Source organism: Paenarthrobacter sp. NPDC092416 (assembly GCF_044755025.1).
In the GTDB taxonomy this organism is placed as follows: domain Bacteria; phylum Actinomycetota; class Actinomycetes; order Actinomycetales; family Micrococcaceae; genus Arthrobacter.
In genome coordinates this window covers 712,979-735,577 of record NZ_JBIVQG010000002.1, presented here as the reverse complement: position 1 = coordinate 735,577, position 22,599 = coordinate 712,979, and the positions used below count along the sequence as shown (strand labels likewise).

The following is a 22,599-nucleotide window of genomic DNA, read 5'->3' as shown; positions in this document are numbered from 1 at the left end:
GGATTTCAGGCCCCCTTGGGCGTTCATGTTGCTGGCCGCTTACGCTTCCAGGACCACAGGGATGATCATGGGACGTCGGCGAAGCTTACGGTTGACCCACGTTCCGATGATCCTGCGGACCACCTGCTGCAACTGGTGGTTCGTGTGGTCTGCGTGGTTGAGCACTGCCTCTTCGAGTGCTGCATTGATCTTGGGAATGATCTCATCGAAGACGGAGTCGTCCTCTGCCACACCACGCGCATGGATCTCTGGTCCGGAAACGATCTTGCCGGTGGTTCGATTGATGACCGTGATGATGGAAATGAAGCCTTCATCCCCCAGGATGCGGCGGTCCTTCAGGTCGGCGTCGGTAATTTCACCCACACTGGACCCATCAACGTAGACGAATCCGACCTCCACCTGGCCAACGATGTTCGCCTTGTGGTCTTTCAGGTCAATGACGGTGCCATTGTCGCTGAGGATGATGCCCTCGGACGGCACCCCCGATTCCAAGGCGATGTTGCCATTGGCGATCAGGTGCCGGGTTTCACCGTGCACGGGCATCGCGTTCAGCGGCTCAAGGATGTTGTAGCAGTAGAGCAACTCACCGGCGGCGGCGTGACCGGAAACATGGACCTTGGCGGTTCCCTTGTGGATGACATCTGCACCAAGCTTCAGCAAGCCGTTGATGATGCGGAACACGGCATTCTCGTTGCCCGGGATAAGGCTCGAGGCCAGGATCACGGTATCGCCGGTGCCGACCACCACACGGTGGTCGCCATTGGCCATGCGCGACAACGCCGCCATTGGTTCGCCCTGTGAGCCGGTGGACATGAGGACCACACGATTGTCCGGCAGGTTGTCGATGTTCTTGATGTCAACCAGGATGCCGGGCGGAACATCGAGGTATCCCAGCTTTGCCGCGATGGCCATGTTGCGAACCATTGAACGGCCGACGAAGGCCACGTTGCGTCCGTGCTTCGCTGCCGCGTCCAGGACCTGCTGCACGCGGTGCACGTGCGAGGAGAACGATGCCACGATGATGCGCTTCTTGGCCTGCCCAAAGAGACGGTCAAGAGTCGGCCCGATTTCCTTTTCGGCCGTGGTGAAGCCGGGAACGTCCGCGTTGGTGGAGTCAGCCATGAAAAGGTCAACGCCCTCTTCGCCCAGGCGCGCGAAGTGCCGGAGGTCGGTGATGCGGCCGTCCAGGGGCAACTGGTCCATTTTGAAGTCGCCCGTGTGCAGGACCGTGCCACCCTCGGTGCGGATAAACACGGCCAGGGCGTCAGGGATGGAGTGGTTGACCGCGACGAATTCGCATTCGAAAGGCCCGAACTGCTCCACCTGGCCCTCGGTCACCGTCAAGGTGTAGGGCTTGATCCGGTGTTCCTGCAGCTTTGCTTCCACCAGAGCAAGCGTCAGCTGGGATCCAACCAGGGGAATATCAGCCTTAAGGCGCAGCAGGTAGGGGACAGCACCAATGTGGTCTTCGTGGCCGTGGGTCAGTACGACACCCACGACGTCCTGGAGCCGGTCCTCGATGTATGAGAAGTCAGGCAGGATCAAGTCGACGCCAGGCTGCGTTTCCTCCGGAAAAAGTACACCGCAGTCAACAATGAGCAACTTGCCATCGATTTCGAAGACCGCCATGTTGCGGCCAATCTCCCCCAGTCCACCGAGCGGAACAATCCGCAGCGTGCCTTTCGGCAGTTTAGGCGGAGTAACCAGTCCGGGAAGGGCGGTTTGGGTCATATTTTGCTACTTTCCGGCGGAACCGTCCTAGACCTTGAAGTCCATTCCGGCCTCTGCCAAATCCCCGCGGATGATTTCGATCTCGGCCGCGTCCGGCTCCACGAGGGGCAAACGGACAACCGAGTTGGGCAGGACTCCCTGCCACTTGAGAATCTGCTTGGCGGCTACTGCGCCTTGGACGCGCGTCATGGTGCCACGCACCACGGGTTCCAGTTCAAAATTGATGGTCCGCGCCGTGGCAAGGTCACCGGCGTTGATGGCATCGATCAGCTCACGGAAACGGCGGGTTGCCACGTGGGTGGTCACGCCCACCAAGCCTGCGGCTCCGAGAGCCATCCACTGCAGTGTCAGTCCGTCGTCACCGGAGTAGAAGACGAGGTCGGTCTCGGCCATGACCCGCGTGGCTGCAGCGAAATCGGCCTTTGCGTCCTTAACCGCCACGATGTTCTGGTGCTTGGCCAGCTGGATCATGGTCTGGGGCGCAATCTCGATGGAAGAACGGCCGGGAATGTCGTAAAGCATGACGGGCAGGTCCGTTGCCGAGGCGATCGTCTCGAAGTGTGCCCGGACACCCGCCTGGCTGGGCTTGTTGTAGTAGGGGGTGACGATCAGCAGACCGTCGACGCCGACCTCCGCCGCACGCTGCGAAAGGTGCACCGAGTGCGCGGTGTCGTTGGTACCCGTTCCGGCGATGATGGCAGCCTTGCCACCGACGGCTTCCTTGACTGCCCGGAACATGCCAACATTTTCCTCGTCCGTGAGGGTGGAGGTCTCACCCGTGGTGCCGGTGACCACGAGGCCATCGCAACCATCCTGGACCAGCTTCTCTGCCAGCGCTGCTGCTTGGTCGTAATCGACCTTGCCATCCTCGGTGAACGGGGTGACCATGGCGGTCAGCAGGGTACCAAGAGCAGGAATGTGGGCGCGAGTGTCAGACATAAGAAAAACGTTACCTTGTCACGGGCTTGTTACGGGAATGGGTTCCGCGTGATGGTCGTCATTTGCTGCGGCCCACCCGGTAAACCTCCAGGCTGCGTCGGTCCAGCGTTGCCGTGATGATTTCGGTGCCACGTCCCGCCGCGGATGCGCCGGACAGTCCGTCCGGCCCCCACGTTCCGCTGCGGCCGCAGGACTCGCCCAGCGACGTAGACCCGCCAAGGTTTGCCAGGAGACCAAACATTCGGTGATCCATGGAACGCGCGCCCAAATGCAGCCCCAGCCTTGTTTCTTCCCCACTGACATAGAGAGCTGACACCGCATAAACGTCCGCCCCGGCCCCGGCCGCAGCCGCAGCGTGCGATGGGTGGGCGGCATCAGCGCAGACAGCGGGCGCAATCCGCCAGCCGTCGATGCCCAGCACTACTGGCCCATCCCCCGCGGAGAAGAGCTCCTGTTCGGATCCGTGCAAATGAGATTTGAATGCCGGCAGGACAGAGCCGTCCGGTCCAACAACAAGCGAGGCGAGGCGCGGGGTGCCATCCGGTTCGCGCCACGCCGCTCCCACAATTGCCGTGATGCTCGCGCGAACACAAGCCTCCTGCAGTGGCCCGAGCCTGGCGTCGTCCTCCGCCAGCCAGGGTGACGACGCGACACCCGCACCGGCAGCATGTGCAAGCTCACCGAGTTCATAGCCTGTCAGCGAGAGCTCGGGGAACAGCACCAAACGCGCTTCCAGCGCCTGCGCTTGCTCTATGAGTTCGACGTGGGCGGCGACATTGGCGGCAACAACATCACTCGCATCGATCGGCCTGACGGCTTCGTATTGGACAACGGCGACGGACAGGGTTGGGGCGGCAGTCACCCGGCCATCCTATGCGGGCCGATGCGTGCGGGCCCGCTCCTCCGAGCAGTAGTGGGCAACAGCCTTCTCTTTGAGGTGCTCGGCCCAGGCGACGAGCCGCTGTGATGCCCGAACATATTCGAACAACTCAAGGGGCGTCAACGCTTCCACGTCCGTTTCAGAGAGCCGACGAGCAAGCTCCGCACCGGGAGCTTGCTCAGCCAAGGCGGTCCCCTCGTGGCGCCACTGCACATCCTCAGGCGGTTCGCCTGCCACAAGCTGGCGGAACAGGAAGTCGACCACACCAGGACTCATCGCCTTCATGGGGCCGGTCAACCCCGCAGGCGGCTTTGGAGCATCGTTCATGGAGCCATGGTATTCGAACATATATTCGAAGACAAGGGCGGTTCCACCGACGACCATCACCAACCGTCAAATTCGCGGCGGTCATCCAGTCGCCTGTGAGACGATCGCAGGATGACTTCGCGAGACATGGCGCCGCCCCGGAAAGCACCCGGAAACCGCAGAGTCCCGACCCGGCTCACCGGAATCGATGCCGCCCGCGGCGCTGCACTCCTCGGCATGATGGCCACACACCTCATGCCCACGTTCGGCCCCTCCCCACAGTGGGATCCGACGTGGGTGGGATTGACGTTCTCCGGGAGATCGGCTGCGCTGTTTGCCGTACTCGCCGGAGTCGGCCTGGCACTCTCCACGGGAAAACAGGAACCGCGTCGCGGCATGGATCTGTGGACAGCACGAAGCGGAGTTGCCATGCGCGCCTTGGTGATCGCCGTCGTCGGACTGTCACTTGGTGGACTGGAGGTCAACATTGCCGTCATCCTGGTGCACTATGCCGTGCTGTTCCTTTGCGTGTTGCCCTTCCTGGGACTGCGTTTGAAGGCCCTCTGTTTCTGGGCGCTGGGCTGGATCCTGCTCTCGCCTGTGCTGGCATATCTTGTGAGGCCGTGGCTGCTTGATACCTCGCCGCCCTTGAGGTTGGGCCACAATCCGGGCACGGAAGATTTTGAAACGCCAGGTCGCCTGCTCGCCGACCTCTTCTTCACCGGCTATTACCCCGTGTTTCAGTGGCTCACGTATCTGCTCATCGGCTTGGCCATAGGCCGCTTGGCCCTGACGACGGCGTCCGTGCAGGTCCTGTTGCTCACCTGCGGGACTGCTGTTGCAGGCGTGGCAAAAATCCTCGGAACCTTGGCCATGGAGGTGTGGGGAGGCGCTGCCGCCCTCGAAGCGCTTCCGGAAACCCGCGGCTTCCCGCTGGACAGCATGCTTCAGGTGAACCTCACGGGATTGGAGCAAACGGGCTCCTGGTGGTGGCTGGCAACCGCCTCACCCCATGCGGGGACAACGCTGGACCTCTTGCATACAGCGGGAGTTGCCGCCGCCGTCGTGGGTTTGTTCCTGCTGCTTGGCAGTCTTGCAGAGCGCGTGAAGGTGAACTTCCTGATACTCCTCAGTGGTCCGGGAGCGATGACTTTGACCCTGTATTCAACCCACGTTTGGGTTGTATCCGGGTTCTACGACCAGCCTTTGCCGGCGGGGTGGACAGACGAAGGAATGTACTGGGCACAAGCCCTCACAGCCGTGGGAATCGGTGTTTGCTTCGCCCTGCTGCGGCGGCGCGGACCACTGGAGTGGGTGGCGCACCAAGCGTCGCGCCTGGGCAGTTACCGGCCGGCGGCAGTGGGCTGAGAACGAAACAGCTTCACGGCGTCACGCATTGAGGCGCGGGCGCGTTTGCGGTCGCCCGATGCGTCGTAGGCGCAGCTCAAACGGAACCAGGAACGCCAGTCATCCGGAGCCGCTTCTGCTTCGGCCCGATACTTCTCAAATTCCGCGTCAGCAGCAGCACGGACAATCCGGCCTCCCGGAGTCCGCGGCAGTGTGTCCTCAGGAAGGCCGCCTTCGGCTTCGAGAACCTTGGCCATCTGCTCCGTTCGTGCACCAAACACGAGTTCGCGGATCAGTGCCCACGCGCCGACCACCGGCAACACCAGGTAAGCGGCTCCGATGCCCTTGGCCACGAGGTTGGGGTCGCCAAGGAGGAGGATGGAACGCTGGAGGGACGTCACCAGGTACAGGACCAGCAACAGTGTGATGGCACCGACCCAGATCTTGGTGCGGTTTTTCTTCAGGAGAGACCAGAAATTTCCCATGGTGCTAGAGCCCCAGATCAAGGTAGCCGTCGAGCCCCACGGTGAGGCCCGGGTGGGCAGCGACTTTGCGAAGGCCGAGCAGGACGCCTGGCATGAAGGACGCGCGATCGAACGAGTCGTGCCGCAGCGTCAATTGCTCGCCGGGGCCGCCGAAGAGCACTTCCTGATGGGCCACCAGCCCACGGAGGCGGACGCTGTGGACGCGTACGCCTTCAACGTCGCAGCCACGCGCACCGTCCAGCGAGGTTTCGGTGGCATCCGGGCTGGCCGGGACGCCGGCTTCCTGCCGGGCCTCGGCGATCAGCTGGGCCGTGCGAACGGCGGTGCCGGAGGGCGCATCCACTTTGTTGGGGTGGTGGAGTTCGATAATTTCCACGGACTCGAAGTACTGGGAGGCCTTCGCGGCAAACGCTGAGGCGAGAACAGAACCGAGCGCAAAGTTCGGGGCAATGAGCACACCGGTTTCCGGCTTTTGTGCCAACAGGGCACGCAACGACTCCAGTCGCTGGGCGTCCCACCCGGTGGTCCCCACGACGGCGTGGATGCCGTGCTCGACGGCGAATCGAACGTTGGTCTCGGTGGTGTCCGGAACGGTCAGGTCAACAACGTACTGCGCACCGGCGTCGAGCAGTGTCTCCAGGGAATCGCCGCGGCCGAGGGCGGCTACGAGCTTCATGTCGGCGGCTGCTTCAACAGCCTTCACGGCTTCAATTCCCATGCGCCCGTGGGCGCCCAGCACTGCAACAGCAAGTTGTTCGGTCATGCCGTTAACCCTACCGCCGGGCCGCCCTGCGACAGGAACCACGAGACCTGCGTTACTCCCGGAAGGGAGGCCTTCGGTTTACTCTCCGGCCCCCACCCACTCCACGGTGCCATCGCTGAAGAACTGTTCCTTCCAAATGGGCACCTGGGCTTTGATGCGGTCCACCAGTTCGGAGCACACGGCGAAGGCCTGGCCCCTGTGCGCAGCCGAGACGGCGCACACCAGTGCGGGATCGCCGATCTCCAGCATGCCGATCCGGTGCGCAGCCCAAATGCGGACAGGCTGTGCCGCCTCCCCGGAATGCTCGGCCACCAAGTGGGCTACGACGTCGGACATGACCTGGTGCGCTGTGGGATGGGCGCTGTAGCTCAAGCGGTCCACCGGTTTCCCGCCGTCGTGGTTCCGCACCACACCACTGAAACTGACCACTGCGCCTGCGGTATCGGACTCGACGGCGGCAATCGCTTGGTCCACGGAGATGGGGTCTGCGCTGAGAACAGCGCTGACAACCTCGAAGTCAGTATCAATGGCCATGGCTTCCTTCCAATTGCTCGCACAAGTGCCCGATCACGGGGTCCAGGACAGCGAGTCCGTCCATGACCCCCTTGGGAGACCCGGGCAAGTTAATAATGAACGTCGTGCCGGCCGCGCCCGCGTGCCCGCGGCTCAGCATGGCCAACGGCGTCTTGGCCGCACCAGCCCGTCGAATCCCCTCCATGATGCCTGGAATCTCGCGGTCCAGCAGCGGGAGCGTCATTTCCGGCGTGCGGTCGTCCGGGCTCAGGCCCGTACCGCCGCTGGTGATCACGACGGCGGGTTGCTGGGTCAGGAGCGCACGCAATGCAGCGCCCACGGGTTCGCCATCCGGTACCACCATGGCCGGGAAGGTATCGAAACCGTGTTCGGCGAGCCAGTCCAGAATGACCGGACCGGTTTCGTCAGGGTAGATTCCGGCCGCCGCCCGGGTGGAGGCGATGACGACCCCCGCCTTCCGCGGGCCGTGGCTGTTCGGTTCGCAGCCGCTCATGCGTCAGCCACTTCGGGTGCTGAAGTTCGCGGCGCGGAAGTTTGCGGCGCGGAACTGCGATCCAGCGACCAGTCGCCGCTCTTGCCGCCGGACTTGGCGAGGACATGGATGTCTGTGATCACTGCATGCTTGTCCACAGCTTTGATCATGTCGTACACGCTGAGCGCGGCAACCGAGGCGGCCGTCAGGGCTTCCATTTCGACGCCGGTGACGCCGCGTGTCTTAACGGTCGCCAGGATTCCCACGGACTCCGTGCCGAGCGAAAAATCCACCGTGACCTTGGAGATCGGCAACGGGTGGCACAACGGAATGAGCTCCGGAGTTTTCTTCGCCGCCATGATGCCGGCAACGCGTGCCACGGCGAGCGCGTCGCCCTTGGGCAGCTCGCCGGCGCCGAGCAGGGCCAAAACCTCTGGGGTGCTGAGCACTGTGGCGGCAGCGGTGGCTTCGCGGGTGGTCACGGCCTTCGAGGAGACGTCCACCATCTGCGCTGTGCCATCCTTCCGGAGGTGGGTCAGTCCGCCGGAGTCTTTGTCAGTTTCTTTCACAGCATCCATACTTCCACCTCGGCGCCAGCGGCGAGTTCCGTGACGTCGACGGGAAGCTGGACAAGTGCGTTGGCACGGGCCAGGGCGTGAACGAGGTGCGAGCCGGCTCCGCCTTCCATCCTGACTGATCCGTCCGGCAGCAACGTCCCTCGGCGGACCTGATGCTTCCCGGATGGTGAGGTCACCGCTTCCGCCAGGGGTGCCCGATGAACCGGGCGCGGGGCCGGCGTCCCATGAACGGCGGACAACGCCGGGCGGAGGAACATTTCGAAGGAGACGAGGCAACTGACCGGATTGCCCGGGAAACCCAGGAACGGAACACCCATGAAGCGCCCGATCCCCTGCGGACCACCCGGTTGCATGGCGACCGGCACAAACTCCACGTGATGCCCGGCCATCGCCTGACGGACAACCTCGTAGGCTCCCTTGCTCACTCCCCCGGTAGTGACGATCAGGTCCACAGATCCGGATTGATCGCCGCTTCCTGCGTGGCGGCGCAGGAGGGCCAGCAGAGCATCAGGATCGTCGTCGGAAATTCCGCTGCGCATGACCTCAAGGCCGGCCTGCCGCATGGCCGCCTCCAAGAGGGTGCCGTTGGAATCGTAGATCTTCCCGTCGGTCAATTCCCGGCCGGGCTCCACTACTTCGTCCCCGGTGGTCACCAAGAGCACGCGAAGCGGTTTGCGGACCTCGACGGCGGTAAGTCCCAGGGCCGCCATGAGACCCACTTGCGCCGGCCCCAGGCAGGTTCCCGCGTGCAGGGCAAGTGCGCCTTCCGCGATGTCGCTCCCTGCAGGGCGAACGTAGCTGCCGGCTGTGGTGTGCGGGAGGCGCACGACGGCGTCGGTGTTGGGCTTGGGGAAGGAGTCCGGGACGGCGCGTTCGATGGGAATCACAGCGTCGGCGCCAACGGGAATCATGGCACCGGTCATGATCGGGATCGCAAAACCGGGCTTCAAAGCATCCGGCGCCGTACCTGCCGGGACGGGGTCAGCGACCCAGAGCTCCGCACCGTCGTCGGGGATCTCAGCGGAATTGACGGCAAAGCCGTCCATCTGCGAATTCGCGAAGGGTGGAAGGGAAAGCGGTGCGTGGACGTCGACGGCGAGCGCCCTCCCCAGCGCGTCCAGCAGCGGCAGCCGCTCAGTGCCCCGCGCGGCACTGGGCCCGGCCAGGAGTTCCATGACGGCCTCGCGATGGTCTGAAACAGATCTGGGCACGGACTTCCTCCTGTGTTCCGACGTACTTCGTTGTTGGCGGGGCAATGCACCCGGCCCTACCCAGAGTAGGGCCTCAATCGACCCGGACGTTGATGGTGTGGAAGCCTGTGGCGCCGTCCGGGGCTACGGGAGCCCTGTTTTCTGTCTGCGGAACACCTGCGGAATCTGTTGCCCGTACCTGCACCTCATACTGTCCTGGTGTGAGGTCCAACCCCAGTTGCCACTGGTACCAGGTGTCGGTGGAGATCCCCGGCGCCAGGGTTGCTTGTTGCCACGCGCCGCGGTTGACGCGCAACTCCACCCTTTCGATGCCGCGATGTTGGGCCCACGCCACGCCGCCGAACTGGACCGTGCCTGCCTTGGCTGATCGTCCGCTGCGGGGCACGTCTATGCGGGATTGGGTCTTGATGGGACCGTGGTCGCTCCATCCCCGCGGGGTCCAATACGCGATGTCGTCGGCGAAGCGGGTGACTTTGAGTTCGGTCAGCCACTTGGTAGCCGACACGAAGCCGTAGAGTCCGGGCACGATCATCCGGACCGGGAAGCCATGCTCCAAGGGCAAAGGTTCGCCATTCATGCCGACTGCCAACAATGCATCGCGATCGTCGGTGAGTGCTTCGAGTGGCGTACTGGCGGTCCAGCCGTCGTTGCTCGTGGACAGCACCATGTCCGCTTCCGGTTTCGGTCCGGCCATGGCCAACAGTTCCCTGACCGGCCACCCAAGCCACAGTGCATTGCCGATCAGGTCACCGCCCACCTCATTCGAGACGCAAGCGATGGTGATGTGCCGTTCGGTCATGGGTTTGGCGAGCAGCGTGGCAAAGTCAATCTCGATCTCACGTTCCACCAGGCCCGTAACCTTGAGCTTCCACTGCGGCGGGTCGATGGCGGGAACGGTCAACGCGGTGTCGATCCTGTAGAAGTCCGGGTTAGGGGTCACAAGGGGGCTGATCCCTTCAAGTGCCAAGGCCGCTCCGCCGGGAATGGACTGCGGCGGCGTGGTGGCAGCCGGGAGGGTCAGTGACCCTCGGAACCCGGAGGCAACCGAGGTTGCCCTGGTGAGGACCGCCGTCAATGCCCCGGCCACTGCTGCGGCCAGCGCTGTCCCACCCAAGGCATTGAGGAAGCCGCGCCTGGCCAACGGAGCGGGCTCTGTTGACGTATCGCCGGCTGGCATCGGTTTCCTGTCCGCGGGCATCCACGTCGCCAGCCGGCGGACCAAGGTGCGCAGCAGCAGCATGGTGACCACGGTCGCCACGATCGGCGCGAAGGCCGCTTGCGGCGTTGATTGGGCGCGGGTCACGACGGCGGTCAGGCCCGCGACGCCTGCCAGTCCGGCGAGCGCCAGGCCAAGTCCCGTACGGCGGCGTTCCAGTAAGCCGGCGATCGCCGCGAGGACAGCAGCCACCAGGATGATGGTGCCCACCAGCACAACTTTGTCCGCGGTGCCGAAGAGCTGCACGGCGAGGTCTTTCATCCATGGCGGAACAGCATCAATCACCGCACCACCCAGTGCCGTCACAGGAGAGACCAGGGGGCTGAGGAGTCCGGCGGTGAGCTCGCCTGCCACGATTCCCGTAGCTCCGGCCGCTACCCCGGCACACGCTGCCCAAAGCCATGGCTTTCTCAAGCTCTGCCTCCTTGGCGATCTTCAACTGGAGTACCCGAGCCGGCCGGAAGGGACAACGCGAAGCGGCATCCGCCGTCGACGTTCTCTACGGTGACCGCACCTCCGTGGGCCTTCACGATGCCTGCGACCATGCTCAGTCCAATCCCGGCGCCGCTGTAGCGGCCGTTGAAGGCGTCAGCGCCTCCCCTCGCAGGATCCTTCTGCCAGCCGGTTTCAAAGAGGTGCGGCAGATCGTCCTCGGCTATGCCACCGCATTGGTCCTGCACGGCGACCACAGCATTCGCGTCCTCACGTCCGACGCTGACGTGGACACGCGTATCGGACTGGCTGTACGTGATCGCGTTGAGCAACACGTTCCGGACTGCCCTGGCGAGGCTTGGTCCGTCTGCGACCGCCATGCACTCACGGTCCCCACCGCCGTCGAGCATGATGCCGCGCTGCGCAGCCAACGGCGCAAGGTCGGACAGGGCATCGCTGACGAGATCATACAAGTCCAGGGGCTCCGCCCGCATCTGCAGGGTTCCGGCCTGGATTTTGGACAGTTCCAGGAGGTCGTTGACCATGGCGGTCATTTGCTCCGTCTGTCCGATGATTTTCCGGTAGTAGGCGGGCACGTCGGCCACCATGCCGTCTTCCAAAGCCTCTGTCATGGCGCGAATGCTGGCCAGCGGAGTGCGGAGGTCATGGGAAATCCAGGACACGAGCTCCCTCCTGGCCGTTTCGATGGCAGCCTCACGCTCCCGGGACTCCGCGAGGCTGCGGCTGCTTGCCTCAAGCTCGTGGGCGAGTTCCGCAAGCTCGGACGTCATGGCCGGAGCGGCACGGTTTCCGGATTCAATCCGGTGGTCCAGCGTCTCTCCTCTGCCGAGTCGCCGCGCGGCATCCACCAAGCGGGCGGCATTCCGTGAGACGCCAGCGCCAAGCATCAGGGAAAGGGCGACCGCGACCGCCGACGCCACCGCCAGGATGTACCACATGACCTCAAGGTCCCTGGCTGAGATGAACATGGCGTTGAAGGCACTGACCATGCCCGCTACCAGGACAGCCACCGTTGCCACCACCACGAGGCAAATCTGGGCAAGGACCGAGGCGCGCCGAAGCACCCTCAGTCCCAGCAGCGTCAATGCCCCGATCACCACGGCCCACAGCAAGACCCAGGCGAGGATAGTCACCAGCTCACTGCCCTGCATGCCCATCCCCCTTCGCGTCGAAACGGTAGCCAACGCCCCAGACGGTTTTCAGGAAGTCGGGCTTGGTGGGGTTGTCCTCGATCTTCTCGCGGAGGCGCCGCACGTGGACCGTCACCGTGGAGAGGTCACCGAAGTCCCATCCCCATACGGCTTTGATCAACTCCTCGCGGCTGAAGACCTGGTTTGGCCGCCTCAGCAGGAAGCCAAGGAGATCGAATTCCCGCACTGTCAGCGTCAGCGGAATCCCACGATGGGTGGCCGTGCGCGAGGCGGGGTCCAGGACGAAGTCTGCCACTTCAACAGTGGGCTCGGGTGTGAATTCCTTGATGCTCCTGCGCAACACCGACTTAACGCGCAGGACGAGTTCCCGGGGAGAGAAGGGCTTGGTGACGTAGTCGTCGGCACCCATTTCCAATCCCAGGATCCGGTCGTCTTCCGTCCCCAATGCGGTGACCATGATGACCGGGACGCTCATGGTCAGGCGCAGCCGCCGGCAGACTTCCACGCCGTCGAGCCCGGGCAGCATGCGGTCCAGGATCACGAGGTCGGGATGACGCGCCGCCGCGAGGTTCAACGCGGTGAAGCCGTCCCCGGCCAGATCGACCTGGAACCCGGCACGCACAAGGTAGTCACGTACGACGTCGGCGATGGTCTGTTCGTCTTCGACGAGCAAGATCCGCCGATTGCCCGGTTCCGCCGCAGGAGACGCCGATGGTGTGTTCACGCTTTCAGCATAGGTACGTGCGGGGGCCGCAGCACGCCTTCCGGGCCTCTTGGGGCCAAGCGTACTGATTCCGTAAGAAGTGGGCCCGTCGCGGTCATAAAGGGTTGCCGCCGCGGCGTCTTGTCCGTTACGTGAAACGGACTGTAGCCGGTATCACTCTTGAAGCCAGGGTGGCGTAGCCTGAATTTATGAGTGTTCAGCTAGGCATGCCGGTGCCCCCGTCGGGCAACCAAGCGGCAACGGGTGCGCAGGTACCGCCTCCGCGGCCTGCCGGCACGCCCGTTGGGCTCTGGGATCGATACGGCCGCCGGGCCACCGACATGCGCTTGTCCTTGACGGACAAATGCAATCTCCGGTGTACGTACTGCATGCCGGCCGAGGGACTTGAGTGGCTCTCCAAACAAGCCGTGATGACCAAGGACGAAATCGTCCGGATCGTCCGGGTGGGCGTTAGCGCACTCGGTGTCCGGGAACTCCGCCTCACCGGTGGCGAACCGCTGGTCCGGGCCGACCTTGTGGACATCATCGCCGCGATTCGGATCGAGCATCCTGACCTGCCCATCTCCATGACAACCAACGGCGTGGGCCTGGACAAGAAGGCCGCAGCCCTCAAATCCGCGGGCTTGACGCGCATCAACGTCTCGCTCGATTCGCTCCACGAAGAAACATTCACCAAGCTCACCCGCAGGCCTTTCCTGGACCGCGTCCTGGCCGGCGTCGACGCCGCTTGGGCTGCCGGCCTGGGTCCGGTGAAGTTGAATGCGGTACTGATGCGCGGGATCAACGACGCCGAATCGCCGGACCTGTTGGCTTGGGCTTTGGACCGCGGGTACGAGCTCCGGTTCATCGAGCAGATGCCCTTGGACGCGGATCACGGCTGGACCCGCCGCAACATGATCACCGCCGCCGAGATCCGGGAACTGCTCTCCCGGGACTTCGTGCTCAGCTCCGATCCGCGTGAACGCGACGGTGCACCCGCCGAACGCTTTGAAGTACGACGCCGGGACGCCGCCTCCGGTGAGGCAACCGGCCAGGTCCTCGGTACAGTCGGCATCATCGCCTCGGTCACCGAGCCGTTCTGCTCGGACTGCCGCCGGACCCGGATCACCGCAGAGGGCAAGATCATGAGTTGCCTGTTCTCCCGCGAAGAATTCGACCTGTTGGGACTCCTTCGCGACGGCGCGTCGGACGCCGAACTGGCAGAACGCTGGCAGGACGCGATGTGGATCAAACCCAAGGCCCACGGCATGGACCATACGGGACTCGGCGCACCGGATTTTGTGCAGCCGGACCGCAGCATGAGCGCAATCGGAGGCTGAACCCTTGCTTGTCCGTTACTTCGCTGCCGCGCGCGCGGCGGCAGGCGTAGAGGAAGAAATACATCAGCTGCCGGAAGGCACCAGCCTGTCGGCATTGCTGGACGCTGCCCTCGCCGTCGAACGTCCCGTGCCCCCGGAGGGAACACCAACGCTGGCGCGGATCGTTGCCCGCAGCAGCTTCCTCCGCAATGAAGTTGCCGTCCGGGACCATTCCGCACCGCTTGGTGCGCAGGACATCATCGACGTCCTGCCACCTTTCGCCGGCGGTTAGGTCGGTTCCTCGAAGCTGACTTCGCTGCGGCTCGCGGTACCGAGCGCCAAGGCAAGAACCCCTGCCCGGCTGTGCATTCCCGTCTTCGAGAAGATGGCTTTGAAATGGTCCTGCACCGTGTAGGGCGCAATCCCCATCCGTTGGGCAAGTGCCTCGTTCTCCATGCCCATGGCCAGAAGGGCCAGGGCCTGCCTCTCGCGGGCGGTCAGCCCATAGGAACGGACAAAGACGCCGAGCCTCGCAGCAGGAGGACACTCCTGGATGGTGACGGCAATGGCCGCGGTCCGTTCGTTGTCACGTTCCCGGGATTTGTCCGCTGGCCCGGATTCGTCCGCTGGCCCGGATTTGTCCGCTGGCCCGGATTTGTCCAGGGGCTCGGACCTATCCCTTGGCGCGCCACCGTCCCCTGTCCTGTCAACGTCCTCAGGCGCGTCAACATCCTCAGGCGCGCCAGCGTCTGGGCTCATCATCCGGGCGGCCCGCAACGACGCCCATTGACCGCGGCCTACGTGGACACGTGCCGCGGATGCATGGCCGTCCACCTTGGCTTCCTTGGCAAGCAGTTGGGCTACGACGTTGAACACTTCCGCCGGAATACCGGCGTTGGGACGGGGAGCCCGTTGGAGGAGTGACAACCACTGGGCTGCGGAGGCCGTCTGCCCCACGACGTGCATGTCCTCGTTCATGACCAGCACTGCCTGGGCCGGAACAGGCACCGCCGGACCAAGTGACCCCACATGAAACTGTTGAGCCCTGCTCCTGCGCAGACCGAGCGTCATGACTGGGGCAAGCGACGCCAGGAAGGCAATGTCGGTGTCGCTGAACGCGGGATCGCTACTTTGCCTCCACAAGTCCAGCCAAGACCAGATTCCGTGCTGGTCCGCAAAAACAAGCGAGGCAATGTCCCCCACGCCGTATCCACGCAAAATGCCGTCCCAGAGCGGATGCCGGGCCAAGTCAGCGCCTGTGGCTGCAAACAGTGATGCTGCCGGCCGGGGGTTTCCTGACAGCGCTGTCCACCGATTTATCGGGCTCGCGTATTTTGCCTTGATCACCAGGGGCACATCCGCGGGGCAGGAAATTTCGGCCATGGGCGCCACACCCGTAGCCGTCTCGGGATCGGTCAGCGGCCAGACGAACGCCTCGAAGCCAACCACCTGTCGGAGTTCAGCCAGCACTGCCGACCGCAGAGCGTGGTCTTCTCCCCCGGAATGGATCAAGGTCTCTATCCGCTCCTTGGCGCGATTGAGTACCCACGAGCTCGCCATGACCCCAGTATGCGCCGTCCTGACCGCGCATGGATCCCCAGAATTCTGGGATAGCCGCGTCCCTTTGGCGCCGCCTACGCTGATGGCATCGCCCGCAAACCTTTGAAAGGAAAGGCTATGTACACCTTGCAGATTGAACACGGGATCAAGGATTTCGACATGTGGAAAGCGGCCTTCGACCGCGATCCTTTGAACCGGGCGGCCTCCGGAGTTCAGCAGTTCCGCATCAGCCGCCCGCTCGGCGATCCGCACTTCATTGTGGTCGAACTGGATTTTGCGACGTCCGGGCAGGCGTCGGAGATGCAGCGGCGGCTGCAGGATGTTGTTTGGAGTTCGGCGTCAAACGCACCGGCTCTTATGGGTTCCCCGCAAACACGGATCGTCGAAACCGTGTACACGGGAACGCCGGCCCTGCAGGATTCGTGAGCGCGGCCGTTTGCACGTTCACTCGAGTCACACTTTCCGGAAGACGCTTTTCAGTAGCGGACTAAACGCCGCAGCGCCCTCCAACCTCAGTTCGGCGGTGTGGACCAGGACTCCCTCTTCAACCCGGAATGTGTGCCGTGCAACGCCGTCGGACGTGTGCCGTTCCAGCGTCAACTTGCCGGCGTTCCACACGCCCCGCACCGGAGCGACGGGTGGCCGGCCCAGGCTGTCCACGTAATACCACAGGGTGCCACCGTGGCCGGGATCAACCGTGAACATGCCATGACCTTCAAAGTGGGTGCCGTCGGGCTCACGATGCCTGTAGCTCTGGACTACCGCAAACCCACCGGCGGCTCGGGCAAAGGTGACCTCTGCCTCCGCGGTTCTGGCAGCACCCCAGGGCGAGGCCGCAAGTTCAGTGATGCCGCGCCAGTTGCCAACGAAAGCACTGAGTATCTCACCGGCGTTGCCGGTTGAGGACGGTTCCATGGCGTCTCCAATGTGGGCAGGGCAGCATCATCGTGTGATCATGCTGCCCTGTCTACACTGCAGGAGTCCAGAGACCGTGGGACATGGCTAGAGCCCGAACGTCTCGGATTCCTCGAAGGGACCCACCACGGTGATGGTCCGCGGGGCGGCCGCAAGCTCGCGGGCGAGATCCTGGACTTCCTCAACCGTCACGGCCTTGATGCGTGCAAGGGTTTCGTCGATGTCCTGGAATTCTCCAGAGACCAGTTCCGCCCGACCGAGCCGTGACATGCGCGAGCCGGTGTCTTCAAGGGCGAGCACAATCCCGCCGCTGAGTTGGCCGACCGCTTTCCGGAGTTCTTCCTCGGTGATCCCGTCCTTGGCGAGCTTCTCCAGCTCGACGCCGAGGAGTTCCAGGACCTGCCGGACCTTGGACGGAGTGCAGCCCGCATACATGCCGAAGTAGCCGGCGTCGGCGTAGGCGGCAGTGAAGGAATAGGTGGAGTAGACCAGTCCGCGCTTTTCCCTGATTTCCTGGAAGAGCCTGGAAGACATCCCGCCGCCGAGCACCGCGTTGAGGACGCTCATGACGAAGCGGCGGTCATCAGTGGCAACGATCGTGGGGCACCCCATGATGATGTTGGCTTGTTCCACAGGACGCTTGACCACATGCAAGCCCGCCGTGCCGGTGATAATGGCGCGATCCGTGGCACGGCGCTCCACCGGGGCGGCCTCAGGGTCAAGCTGCCAACCGGCGGACTTCAGCGCCTGCAGCACGAGGTCGCACACGACGTCGTGGTCCAAGCCACCGGCAGCTGTGATGACCAGCTCTTCGGGACGGTAGTAGCGCTGGTAGTGCTCCCATACGGAATCCCTGGCCACAGCCTTGATGGCGTCCGGAGTGCCGCCAATGGGGCGGGCAAGGGGGTGCGTGCCGAGCACGGCCGCGACGAACTTCTCATGGGCGACGTCAGTGGGGTCATCGCTGTCCATCGCGATTTCCTCGAGGATGACATCGCGTTCCTGCTCCAGCTCCGCGGGATCTAGGACTGCGCCGGTAATCATGTCGGCAATGACGTCAATCGCCATGGGCAGGTCTGTGTCCAGGACTCTCGCGAAGTAGCAGGTACTTTCCTTGGCGGTTGCTGCGTTGGACTCGCCACCCACCTCGTCAAAAGCGGAGGCGATCTCCAAAGCGGTTCGCCGTTTGGTGCCCTTGAAGAGCAGGTGTTCCAGGAAGTGTGTGGAACCATGCTGGCCGTCCGCTTCATCGCGCGAACCAACTGCTACCCAGAACCCGATGGTGGCAGAACGCTGTCCCGGCATGGCCTCAGTGAGGACCCGGACGCCGCCCGGAAGAACCGAGCGCCGGACAACGGAACCGCCCTCGGCACCATGGATCAATTCGCCACTGGGATCAGTCTGCTCCAACGGCAAGGGTACGACAGTCATTAAGACCTTTCGGGGTTCATGGGGGCCGCGGAGGCGGCCAAATCTGCCTTGCAATCGTACCAGCGGCGTGACGTCAAGGGCGGGGTGGTGTTGTTAAACCCCGGAGGGGCCGGTGGCGCTTTTTCAAGCCCACCGGCCCCGCCGGGTCATGCTTGCAGACTACTCTGCGGACTCTTCTGCAACCTCGGCCGAAGCTTCCTCGGACGCTGCGCCTTCTTCCTCGGCCACAACCGGGGAGAGGGAGAGCTTTCCGCGGTCGTCGATCTTGGTGATCTCGACCTGGACCTTCTGGCCCACGGAGACGACGTCATCAACGTTGTCCACGCGCTTGCCGTTGGCCAGCTTGCGCAGCTCGGAGATGTGCAGCAGGCCGTCCTTGCCCGGAGTCAGGGAAACGAAAGCTCCGAAGGTGGTGGTCTTGACGACCGTACCCAAGTAGCGCTCACCGATTTCCGGTACCTGCGGGTTGGCGATGGCGTTGATCGCGGAACGTGCTGCATCAGCAGACGGACCGTTGGTGGCGCCGATGTAGACCGTGCCGTCATCTTCAATGGAGATGTCCGCGCCCGTGTCTTCCTGGATCTGGTTGATCATCTTGCCCTTGGGGCCAATGACTTCACCGATCTTGTCAACGGGGATCTTGACGGCGATGACGCGCGGAGCGAACTCGGAGAGCTCATCCGGGGTGTCGATCGCTGCGTTGATGACCTCGAGGATGTGCAGGCGGGCTTCGCGGGCCTGCTTCAGGGCTGCTGCGAGCACCGAAGCCGGGATGCCGTCGAGCTTGGTGTCCAGCTGGATGGCCGTGACGAACTCGGATGTACCGGCAACCTTGAAGTCCATGTCACCGAAAGCATCTTCGGCGCCGAGGATGTCGGTCAGAGCTGCGTAGCGGGTCTGGCCGTCAACCTGGTCGGAAACCAGGCCCATGGCGATACCGGCAACCGCGGCCTTCAGCGGCACACCAGCGTTAAGCATGGAGAGCGTGGAGGCGCAAACGGAACCCATGGACGTCGAACCGTTGGAACCGAGAGCCTCGGACACCTGGCGGATGGCGTAAGGGAACTCTTCGCGGGTCGGCAGAACCGGAACCAGGGCGCGCTCGGCAAGGGCACCGTGGCCAATTTCGCGGCGCTTCGGGGAACCGACGCGACCGGTCTCACCGGTGGAGTACGGCGGGAAGTTGTAGTTGTGCATGTAGCGCTTGCGCGTTACCGGCGACAACGAGTCAATCTGCTGTTCCATCTTGAGCATGTTCAGCGTGGTGACACCCATGATCTGGGTCTCGCCGCGTTCGAAGATAGCGGAACCGTGAACGCGGGGCAGAACCTCAACCTCAGCCGTCAGCTGGCGGATGTCAGTCAGGCCACGGCCGTCGATACGGATCTGGTCCTTGAGGATGCGCTGGCGCACAACGTGCTTGGTGACAGAGCGGAATGCTGCGGACAGTTCCTTCTCGCGTCCCTCGAAGTCGCCGGCGAGTGCGCCGAGGACCTCGTCCTTCAGCGCGTCCGAAGCGTTGTCGCGGTCCTGCTTGTCAGCGATCTGGAAGACTGCAGCCAGCTTGTCGGCGGCAGCGGCTTCCACTGCTGCGTAGACGTCATCCTGGTAGTCCAGGAAGACCGGGAACTCGACGGTCGGCTTAGCTGCACGGGCAGCAAGATCGGCCTGTGCTTCGCAGAGAGCCTTGATGAACGGCTTTGCCGCTTCGAGACCCTCGGAAACAACCTCTTCGGTGGGAGCAGTTGCGCCCTGTTCCTTGATGAGGTTCCAGGAGTTGTCCGTTGCTTCGGCTTCAACCATCATGATGGCGACGTCGTCACCGGCAATGCGGCCGGCTACCACCATGTTGAACACGGCGTTCTCGAGCTGCGAGTGCTTGGGGAAAGCAACCCACTGCGAACCGTGCTCGTCGGCGATGAGGGCAACGCGGACGCCACCGATCGGGCCGGAGAACGGGAGGCCGGAAAGCTGCGTGGACATCGAGGATGCGTTGATGGCGACGACGTCGTAGAGCTCGTCCGGGTTGATCGCCAGGACGGTGACGACGATCTGGACCTCGTTGCGCAGGCCCTTGACGAATGCCGGGCGCAGCGGGCGGTCCATGAGGCGGCAAGCCAGGATGGCTTCCGTGGACGGGCGGCCTTCGCGGCGGAAGAACGAGCCCGGGATACGGCCGGCAGCGTACATGCGCTCTTCAACATCAACCGTCAGCGGGAAGAAGTCGAAGCCTTCGCGCGGCTGCTTGCCTGCGGTGGTTGCCGAGAGCAGCGCGGTGTCTTCGTCGATGTAGACCATGGACGCGCCAGCGGCCTGCTTGGCAAGACGACCGGTTTCAAAGCGAATGACGCGCTTGCCAAAACGGCCGTTGTCGATGATGGCTTCTGAGAACTGGATTTCGGGACCCTCCAAGAGAGTCACCTCCGTTTCTGTTAGCGGAAGTCCACCGCATCAACCCAGGCCTCTTCTTTATTCCTGGCCTGTACGACACCCGGTCATCGATCGAGATCCACGGGCTTCATCGTCACCGATGAACCTCCCGGGAATCACTACCGAGGACCGCGAATGCGCGATGCGGTTGATTCCTGTTTTTAGTTGTTTGTGAAGAAGGCGGCCCGTTCCGCGAGGGACCGGGCCGCCCCTAAAGGCAGACTAGCGGCGCAGGCCGAGACGCTCGATGAGCGCACGGTAGCGGGCGATGTCAGTGTTCTTCAGGTAGGAAAGCATGCGCTTGCGACGACCAACCATGGCCAGCAGACCGCGCTGGGTGTGGAAGTCGTGCTTGTGCTCCTTCATGTGCTCAGTCAGATCCTTGATCCGCTGGGTCAGGACTGCAACCTGGACCTCGGGCGAACCGGTGTCGCCTTCAGAGGTTGCGTATTCCTTGATGATGGACTGCTTTACAGCGGCGTCAAGTGCCACGTGAACTCCTAGAGTTGTGCCGTGCCTCCCGGTGCAGCGCCTCGCTGACGGGTTGCCTTTGATGCGTTGCCGCACACAAAAACAGGTCCAGCCGCCACGGACTGCAGCCGGATCCACTCATCAGTTTACCGGTAGGTCAGCATTGTTGTCGAAATGCCGCTTTAGGCTTTGGCCAACAGCTCGTGCGCTTGGGCTACGTCCAGGCACATCTGTTCCACCAGGGCCTCTGGACCGCGGTATGCCACCATGCCGCGCAGGCGCTGCGTGAACTCCACCGCAACGGTCTGCCCGTAGAGGTCGAAGTCCTCCACATTCTCTTCCGGGCGGTCAATGACATGGGCCTCTACTTGGCGGCTGACACCATCAAAAGTGGGGTTCGAACCAACCGAGATAGCGGCAGGCCACCGCGTGCCGGACTGGTCGATCAACCATCCGGCATAAATGCCATCAGCCGGAACGTAGCCCGTTGAGTCGTGGGACAGGTTTGCCGTGGGGAAGCCCAGGTCCCTGCCGCGGGCAGCCCCGTGGACCACTTCACCGCGCATGCGGTGGGGCCGGCCCAGAACGGCGGCAGCCGTCACGACGTCGCCTTCGGACAAGGCTTCCCTCACCCAGGTGGAGGAACAGCGGCGGTCAGCGTCGCCGTCGTCGTGGACCGGGAAGCCCTCCGCGCCGTACTCGTTGACAACTTGCACTCCGAACCCGAGCTCATCACCGAGCTCCTGCATGGTGACGACGTCGCCTACGTTTCCTGCACCGAAGCGGAGGTCGTGCCCCACCACCACATGGGCTGCGTGCAGCCCATCCAGCAGGACATCGCGGACAAACTCGACAGGCGTCATCGCCGCCAGGTCCAACGTGTACTTCATGACGAGCACAGCATCCACGCCGGTTTCGCCGAGGGCGTCCAGTTTGTCCTGGAGGCCCATGATGAGTTCCGGGGCGGAGTCGGGTCGGTGGACCTGGGCCGGGTGGGGATCGAAGGTCACGGCGACGGAGGGCATGTTGTGCCGTTGGGCGGTGTTCGTCAATTGCGCAAGCACATGCTGATGGCCACGATGGACACCGTCAAAGTTTCCGATGGTAACGACAGTGGGGCCGAAGTCCTCGGGGACCTCAGTGGGATCGTTCCAGATGTGGACCATCAACCTCGCCTTTTACTGCAGATATTCGTTCCGCCCGGCAACCTCCCGGCGCCGGAACATTCTAAGGTTACCCGCAAGGGTGCCCAGCTCAGGACGGCCGGCGCTTGTTGAGCCACAGAAGGCCAAGTACGGGCAACACGAGCGGCACGAACCCATAACCGCGGCCAAACAGGGACCATACGGTGTCGTGCGGGAAGGCGACGGGGTCGAACAGGCTGATTGCGCCCACCACCAGCACGCCGACCAGTTCCACCAGGACCGCAGCCAGTGACACCTTGAACCATGTGCGTCCTGGCTTCGCAAGCGAAATGGTCGCCACAACGTAGACGACGGCGGCGAACGCCGAAAGGATGTGCGCCAGCGGGGCTTCGGCGAACTTCGTGGCGATCTGGTAGCCGGCGCGCGCGGTCGCGGACAGGGCGAAGACGGCATAGACGGCGATCAGCAGGCGTCCTGGACCCGTATTCCGGGTGTCCTTCTTCGACTGTTGGGGCTCCTGATCGGCGGCCTGTGTCTCGGTTCCAGTCACGTTTCGTTT

24 protein-coding genes are annotated in these 22,599 nt (G+C 63.6%); 4 read left to right on the top strand and 20 right to left on the bottom strand.

All coding sequences use genetic code 11. From position 1 onward, the window contains the following. Positions 1 to 39: 39 nt before the first annotated feature. The 4 genes from ACIQC5_RS07465 to ACIQC5_RS07450 are packed head-to-tail and all read right to left on the bottom strand — an operon-like array spanning position 40 to position 3,877. A complete protein-coding gene (locus tag ACIQC5_RS07465) occupies positions 40 to 1,731 on the bottom strand; it encodes a ribonuclease J (protein ID WP_400280027.1) in 1,692 nt (563 codons plus the stop codon). A gap of 27 nt (positions 1,732 to 1,758) precedes the next feature. Beyond that, positions 1,759 to 2,670, bottom strand: a complete 912-nt coding sequence (gene dapA / locus ACIQC5_RS07460) for a 4-hydroxy-tetrahydrodipicolinate synthase (RefSeq protein ID WP_400280025.1) — start codon at positions 2,668 to 2,670, stop codon at positions 1,759 to 1,761. 58 nt (positions 2,671 to 2,728) lie between these two features. Next, a complete protein-coding gene (locus ACIQC5_RS07455; RefSeq protein ID WP_400280023.1) occupies positions 2,729 to 3,532 on the bottom strand; it encodes a nitrilase-related carbon-nitrogen hydrolase in 804 nt (267 codons plus the stop codon). 9 nt (positions 3,533 to 3,541) lie between these two features. Continuing rightward, positions 3,542 to 3,877, bottom strand: coding sequence for a hypothetical protein (locus ACIQC5_RS07450; protein ID WP_400280021.1), 336 nt, complete (start codon positions 3,875 to 3,877; stop codon positions 3,542 to 3,544). A 111-nt stretch (positions 3,878 to 3,988) separates the two neighbouring features. Between ACIQC5_RS07450 and ACIQC5_RS07445 the strand changes: the two genes are divergently transcribed. Beyond that, the gene (locus ACIQC5_RS07445) at positions 3,989 to 5,224 is read left to right on the top strand and encodes a heparan-alpha-glucosaminide N-acetyltransferase domain-containing protein (protein WP_400280019.1); all 1,236 of its coding nucleotides are present in this window, start codon (positions 3,989 to 3,991) and stop codon (positions 5,222 to 5,224) included. On the opposite strand, the gene ACIQC5_RS07440 is transcribed toward ACIQC5_RS07445, so the two are convergent. From ACIQC5_RS07440 to ACIQC5_RS07400, 9 genes are all read right to left on the bottom strand, one after another. Continuing rightward, on the bottom strand, positions 5,200 to 5,688 hold the full coding sequence (locus ACIQC5_RS07440) for a hypothetical protein (protein ID WP_400280017.1): 489 nt from the start codon (positions 5,686 to 5,688) through the stop codon (positions 5,200 to 5,202). The genes ACIQC5_RS07445 and ACIQC5_RS07440 overlap by 25 nt on opposite strands. A gap of 4 nt (positions 5,689 to 5,692) precedes the next feature. Further along, a complete protein-coding gene (dapB, locus tag ACIQC5_RS07435) occupies positions 5,693 to 6,451 on the bottom strand; it encodes a 4-hydroxy-tetrahydrodipicolinate reductase (RefSeq protein ID WP_400280015.1) in 759 nt (252 codons plus the stop codon). Between the two features lie 78 nt (positions 6,452 to 6,529). Continuing rightward, complete coding sequence (locus ACIQC5_RS07430; RefSeq protein WP_400280013.1) at positions 6,530 to 6,985, bottom strand: molybdenum cofactor biosynthesis protein MoaE; 456 nt, start codon at positions 6,983 to 6,985, stop codon at positions 6,530 to 6,532. Then, complete coding sequence (locus tag ACIQC5_RS07425) at positions 6,975 to 7,478, bottom strand: MogA/MoaB family molybdenum cofactor biosynthesis protein (RefSeq protein WP_400280011.1); 504 nt, start codon at positions 7,476 to 7,478, stop codon at positions 6,975 to 6,977. Before ACIQC5_RS07425 ends, ACIQC5_RS07430 begins: the two co-directional genes overlap by 11 nt. Further along, on the bottom strand, positions 7,475 to 8,035 hold the full coding sequence (moaC, locus tag ACIQC5_RS07420) for a cyclic pyranopterin monophosphate synthase MoaC (RefSeq protein ID WP_400280009.1): 561 nt from the start codon (positions 8,033 to 8,035) through the stop codon (positions 7,475 to 7,477). Before moaC ends, ACIQC5_RS07425 begins: the two co-directional genes overlap by 4 nt. Further along, the gene (glp, locus tag ACIQC5_RS07415) at positions 8,023 to 9,210 is read right to left on the bottom strand and encodes a gephyrin-like molybdotransferase Glp (RefSeq protein ID WP_400280172.1); all 1,188 of its coding nucleotides are present in this window, start codon (positions 9,208 to 9,210) and stop codon (positions 8,023 to 8,025) included. The genes moaC and glp overlap by 13 nt, the downstream gene beginning before the upstream one ends. A 109-nt stretch (positions 9,211 to 9,319) precedes the next feature. Continuing rightward, positions 9,320 to 10,876: a molybdopterin-dependent oxidoreductase gene (locus ACIQC5_RS07410; RefSeq protein WP_400280007.1), complete on the bottom strand. Its 1,557-nt coding sequence runs from the start codon at positions 10,874 to 10,876 to the stop codon at positions 9,320 to 9,322. Continuing rightward, a complete protein-coding gene (locus tag ACIQC5_RS07405; RefSeq protein ID WP_400280005.1) occupies positions 10,873 to 12,066 on the bottom strand; it encodes a sensor histidine kinase in 1,194 nt (397 codons plus the stop codon). The genes ACIQC5_RS07410 and ACIQC5_RS07405 overlap by 4 nt, the downstream gene beginning before the upstream one ends. Continuing rightward, a complete protein-coding gene (locus ACIQC5_RS07400) occupies positions 12,053 to 12,790 on the bottom strand; it encodes a response regulator transcription factor (protein WP_400280003.1) in 738 nt (245 codons plus the stop codon). The genes ACIQC5_RS07405 and ACIQC5_RS07400 overlap by 14 nt, the downstream gene beginning before the upstream one ends. A 188-nt stretch (positions 12,791 to 12,978) precedes the next feature. Here ACIQC5_RS07400 and moaA point away from each other — a divergent pair, with 188 nt between their 5' ends. Next, positions 12,979 to 14,109 (top strand): GTP 3',8-cyclase MoaA, encoded by a 1,131-nt coding sequence (gene moaA / locus ACIQC5_RS07395; protein ID WP_400280001.1) that lies wholly within the window; start codon positions 12,979 to 12,981, stop codon positions 14,107 to 14,109. Between the two features lie 4 nt (positions 14,110 to 14,113). Then, positions 14,114 to 14,380 carry a MoaD/ThiS family protein gene (locus tag ACIQC5_RS07390; protein WP_400279999.1) on the top strand — a complete coding sequence of 89 codons (267 nt, stop codon included), beginning with the start codon at positions 14,114 to 14,116 and terminating at the stop codon, positions 14,378 to 14,380. Here ACIQC5_RS07390 and ACIQC5_RS07385 read toward each other — a convergent pair. After that, positions 14,377 to 15,648, bottom strand: coding sequence for a helix-turn-helix transcriptional regulator (locus ACIQC5_RS07385; protein WP_400279997.1), 1,272 nt, complete (start codon positions 15,646 to 15,648; stop codon positions 14,377 to 14,379). The genes ACIQC5_RS07390 and ACIQC5_RS07385 overlap by 4 nt on opposite strands. A gap of 117 nt (positions 15,649 to 15,765) precedes the next feature. On the opposite strand from ACIQC5_RS07385, the gene ACIQC5_RS07380 reads away from it, so the two are divergent. Beyond that, positions 15,766 to 16,074 carry a hypothetical protein gene (locus ACIQC5_RS07380; RefSeq protein ID WP_400279995.1) on the top strand — a complete coding sequence of 103 codons (309 nt, stop codon included), beginning with the start codon at positions 15,766 to 15,768 and terminating at the stop codon, positions 16,072 to 16,074. A gap of 27 nt (positions 16,075 to 16,101) precedes the next feature. Here ACIQC5_RS07380 and ACIQC5_RS07375 read toward each other — a convergent pair whose 3' ends face one another. The 6 genes from ACIQC5_RS07375 to ACIQC5_RS07350 all read right to left on the bottom strand — a co-directional run bounded on the left by ACIQC5_RS07375 (position 16,102) and on the right by ACIQC5_RS07350 (position 22,590). Beyond that, positions 16,102 to 16,563 carry a DUF1579 family protein gene (locus ACIQC5_RS07375; protein ID WP_400279993.1) on the bottom strand — a complete coding sequence of 154 codons (462 nt, stop codon included), beginning with the start codon at positions 16,561 to 16,563 and terminating at the stop codon, positions 16,102 to 16,104. Positions 16,564 to 16,650: 87 nt separating this feature from the next. Then, positions 16,651 to 17,994 (bottom strand): M16 family metallopeptidase, encoded by a 1,344-nt coding sequence (locus tag ACIQC5_RS07370; protein WP_400279991.1) that lies wholly within the window; start codon positions 17,992 to 17,994, stop codon positions 16,651 to 16,653. A 159-nt stretch (positions 17,995 to 18,153) separates the two neighbouring features. After that, positions 18,154 to 20,406, bottom strand: a complete 2,253-nt coding sequence (locus ACIQC5_RS07365) for a polyribonucleotide nucleotidyltransferase (protein WP_400280170.1) — start codon at positions 20,404 to 20,406, stop codon at positions 18,154 to 18,156. A 240-nt stretch (positions 20,407 to 20,646) separates the two neighbouring features. Then, positions 20,647 to 20,916 (bottom strand): 30S ribosomal protein S15, encoded by a 270-nt coding sequence (rpsO, locus tag ACIQC5_RS07360; RefSeq protein WP_017198030.1) that lies wholly within the window; start codon positions 20,914 to 20,916, stop codon positions 20,647 to 20,649. A 161-nt stretch (positions 20,917 to 21,077) separates the two neighbouring features. Continuing rightward, the gene (locus tag ACIQC5_RS07355) at positions 21,078 to 22,061 is read right to left on the bottom strand and encodes a bifunctional riboflavin kinase/FAD synthetase (RefSeq protein WP_400279988.1); all 984 of its coding nucleotides are present in this window, start codon (positions 22,059 to 22,061) and stop codon (positions 21,078 to 21,080) included. Positions 22,062 to 22,149: 88 nt separating this feature from the next. Continuing rightward, entirely contained in the window at positions 22,150 to 22,590 is a 441-nt protein-coding gene (locus ACIQC5_RS07350) for a hypothetical protein (RefSeq protein WP_400279986.1), read from the bottom strand. Positions 22,591 to 22,599 lie beyond the last annotated feature (9 nt).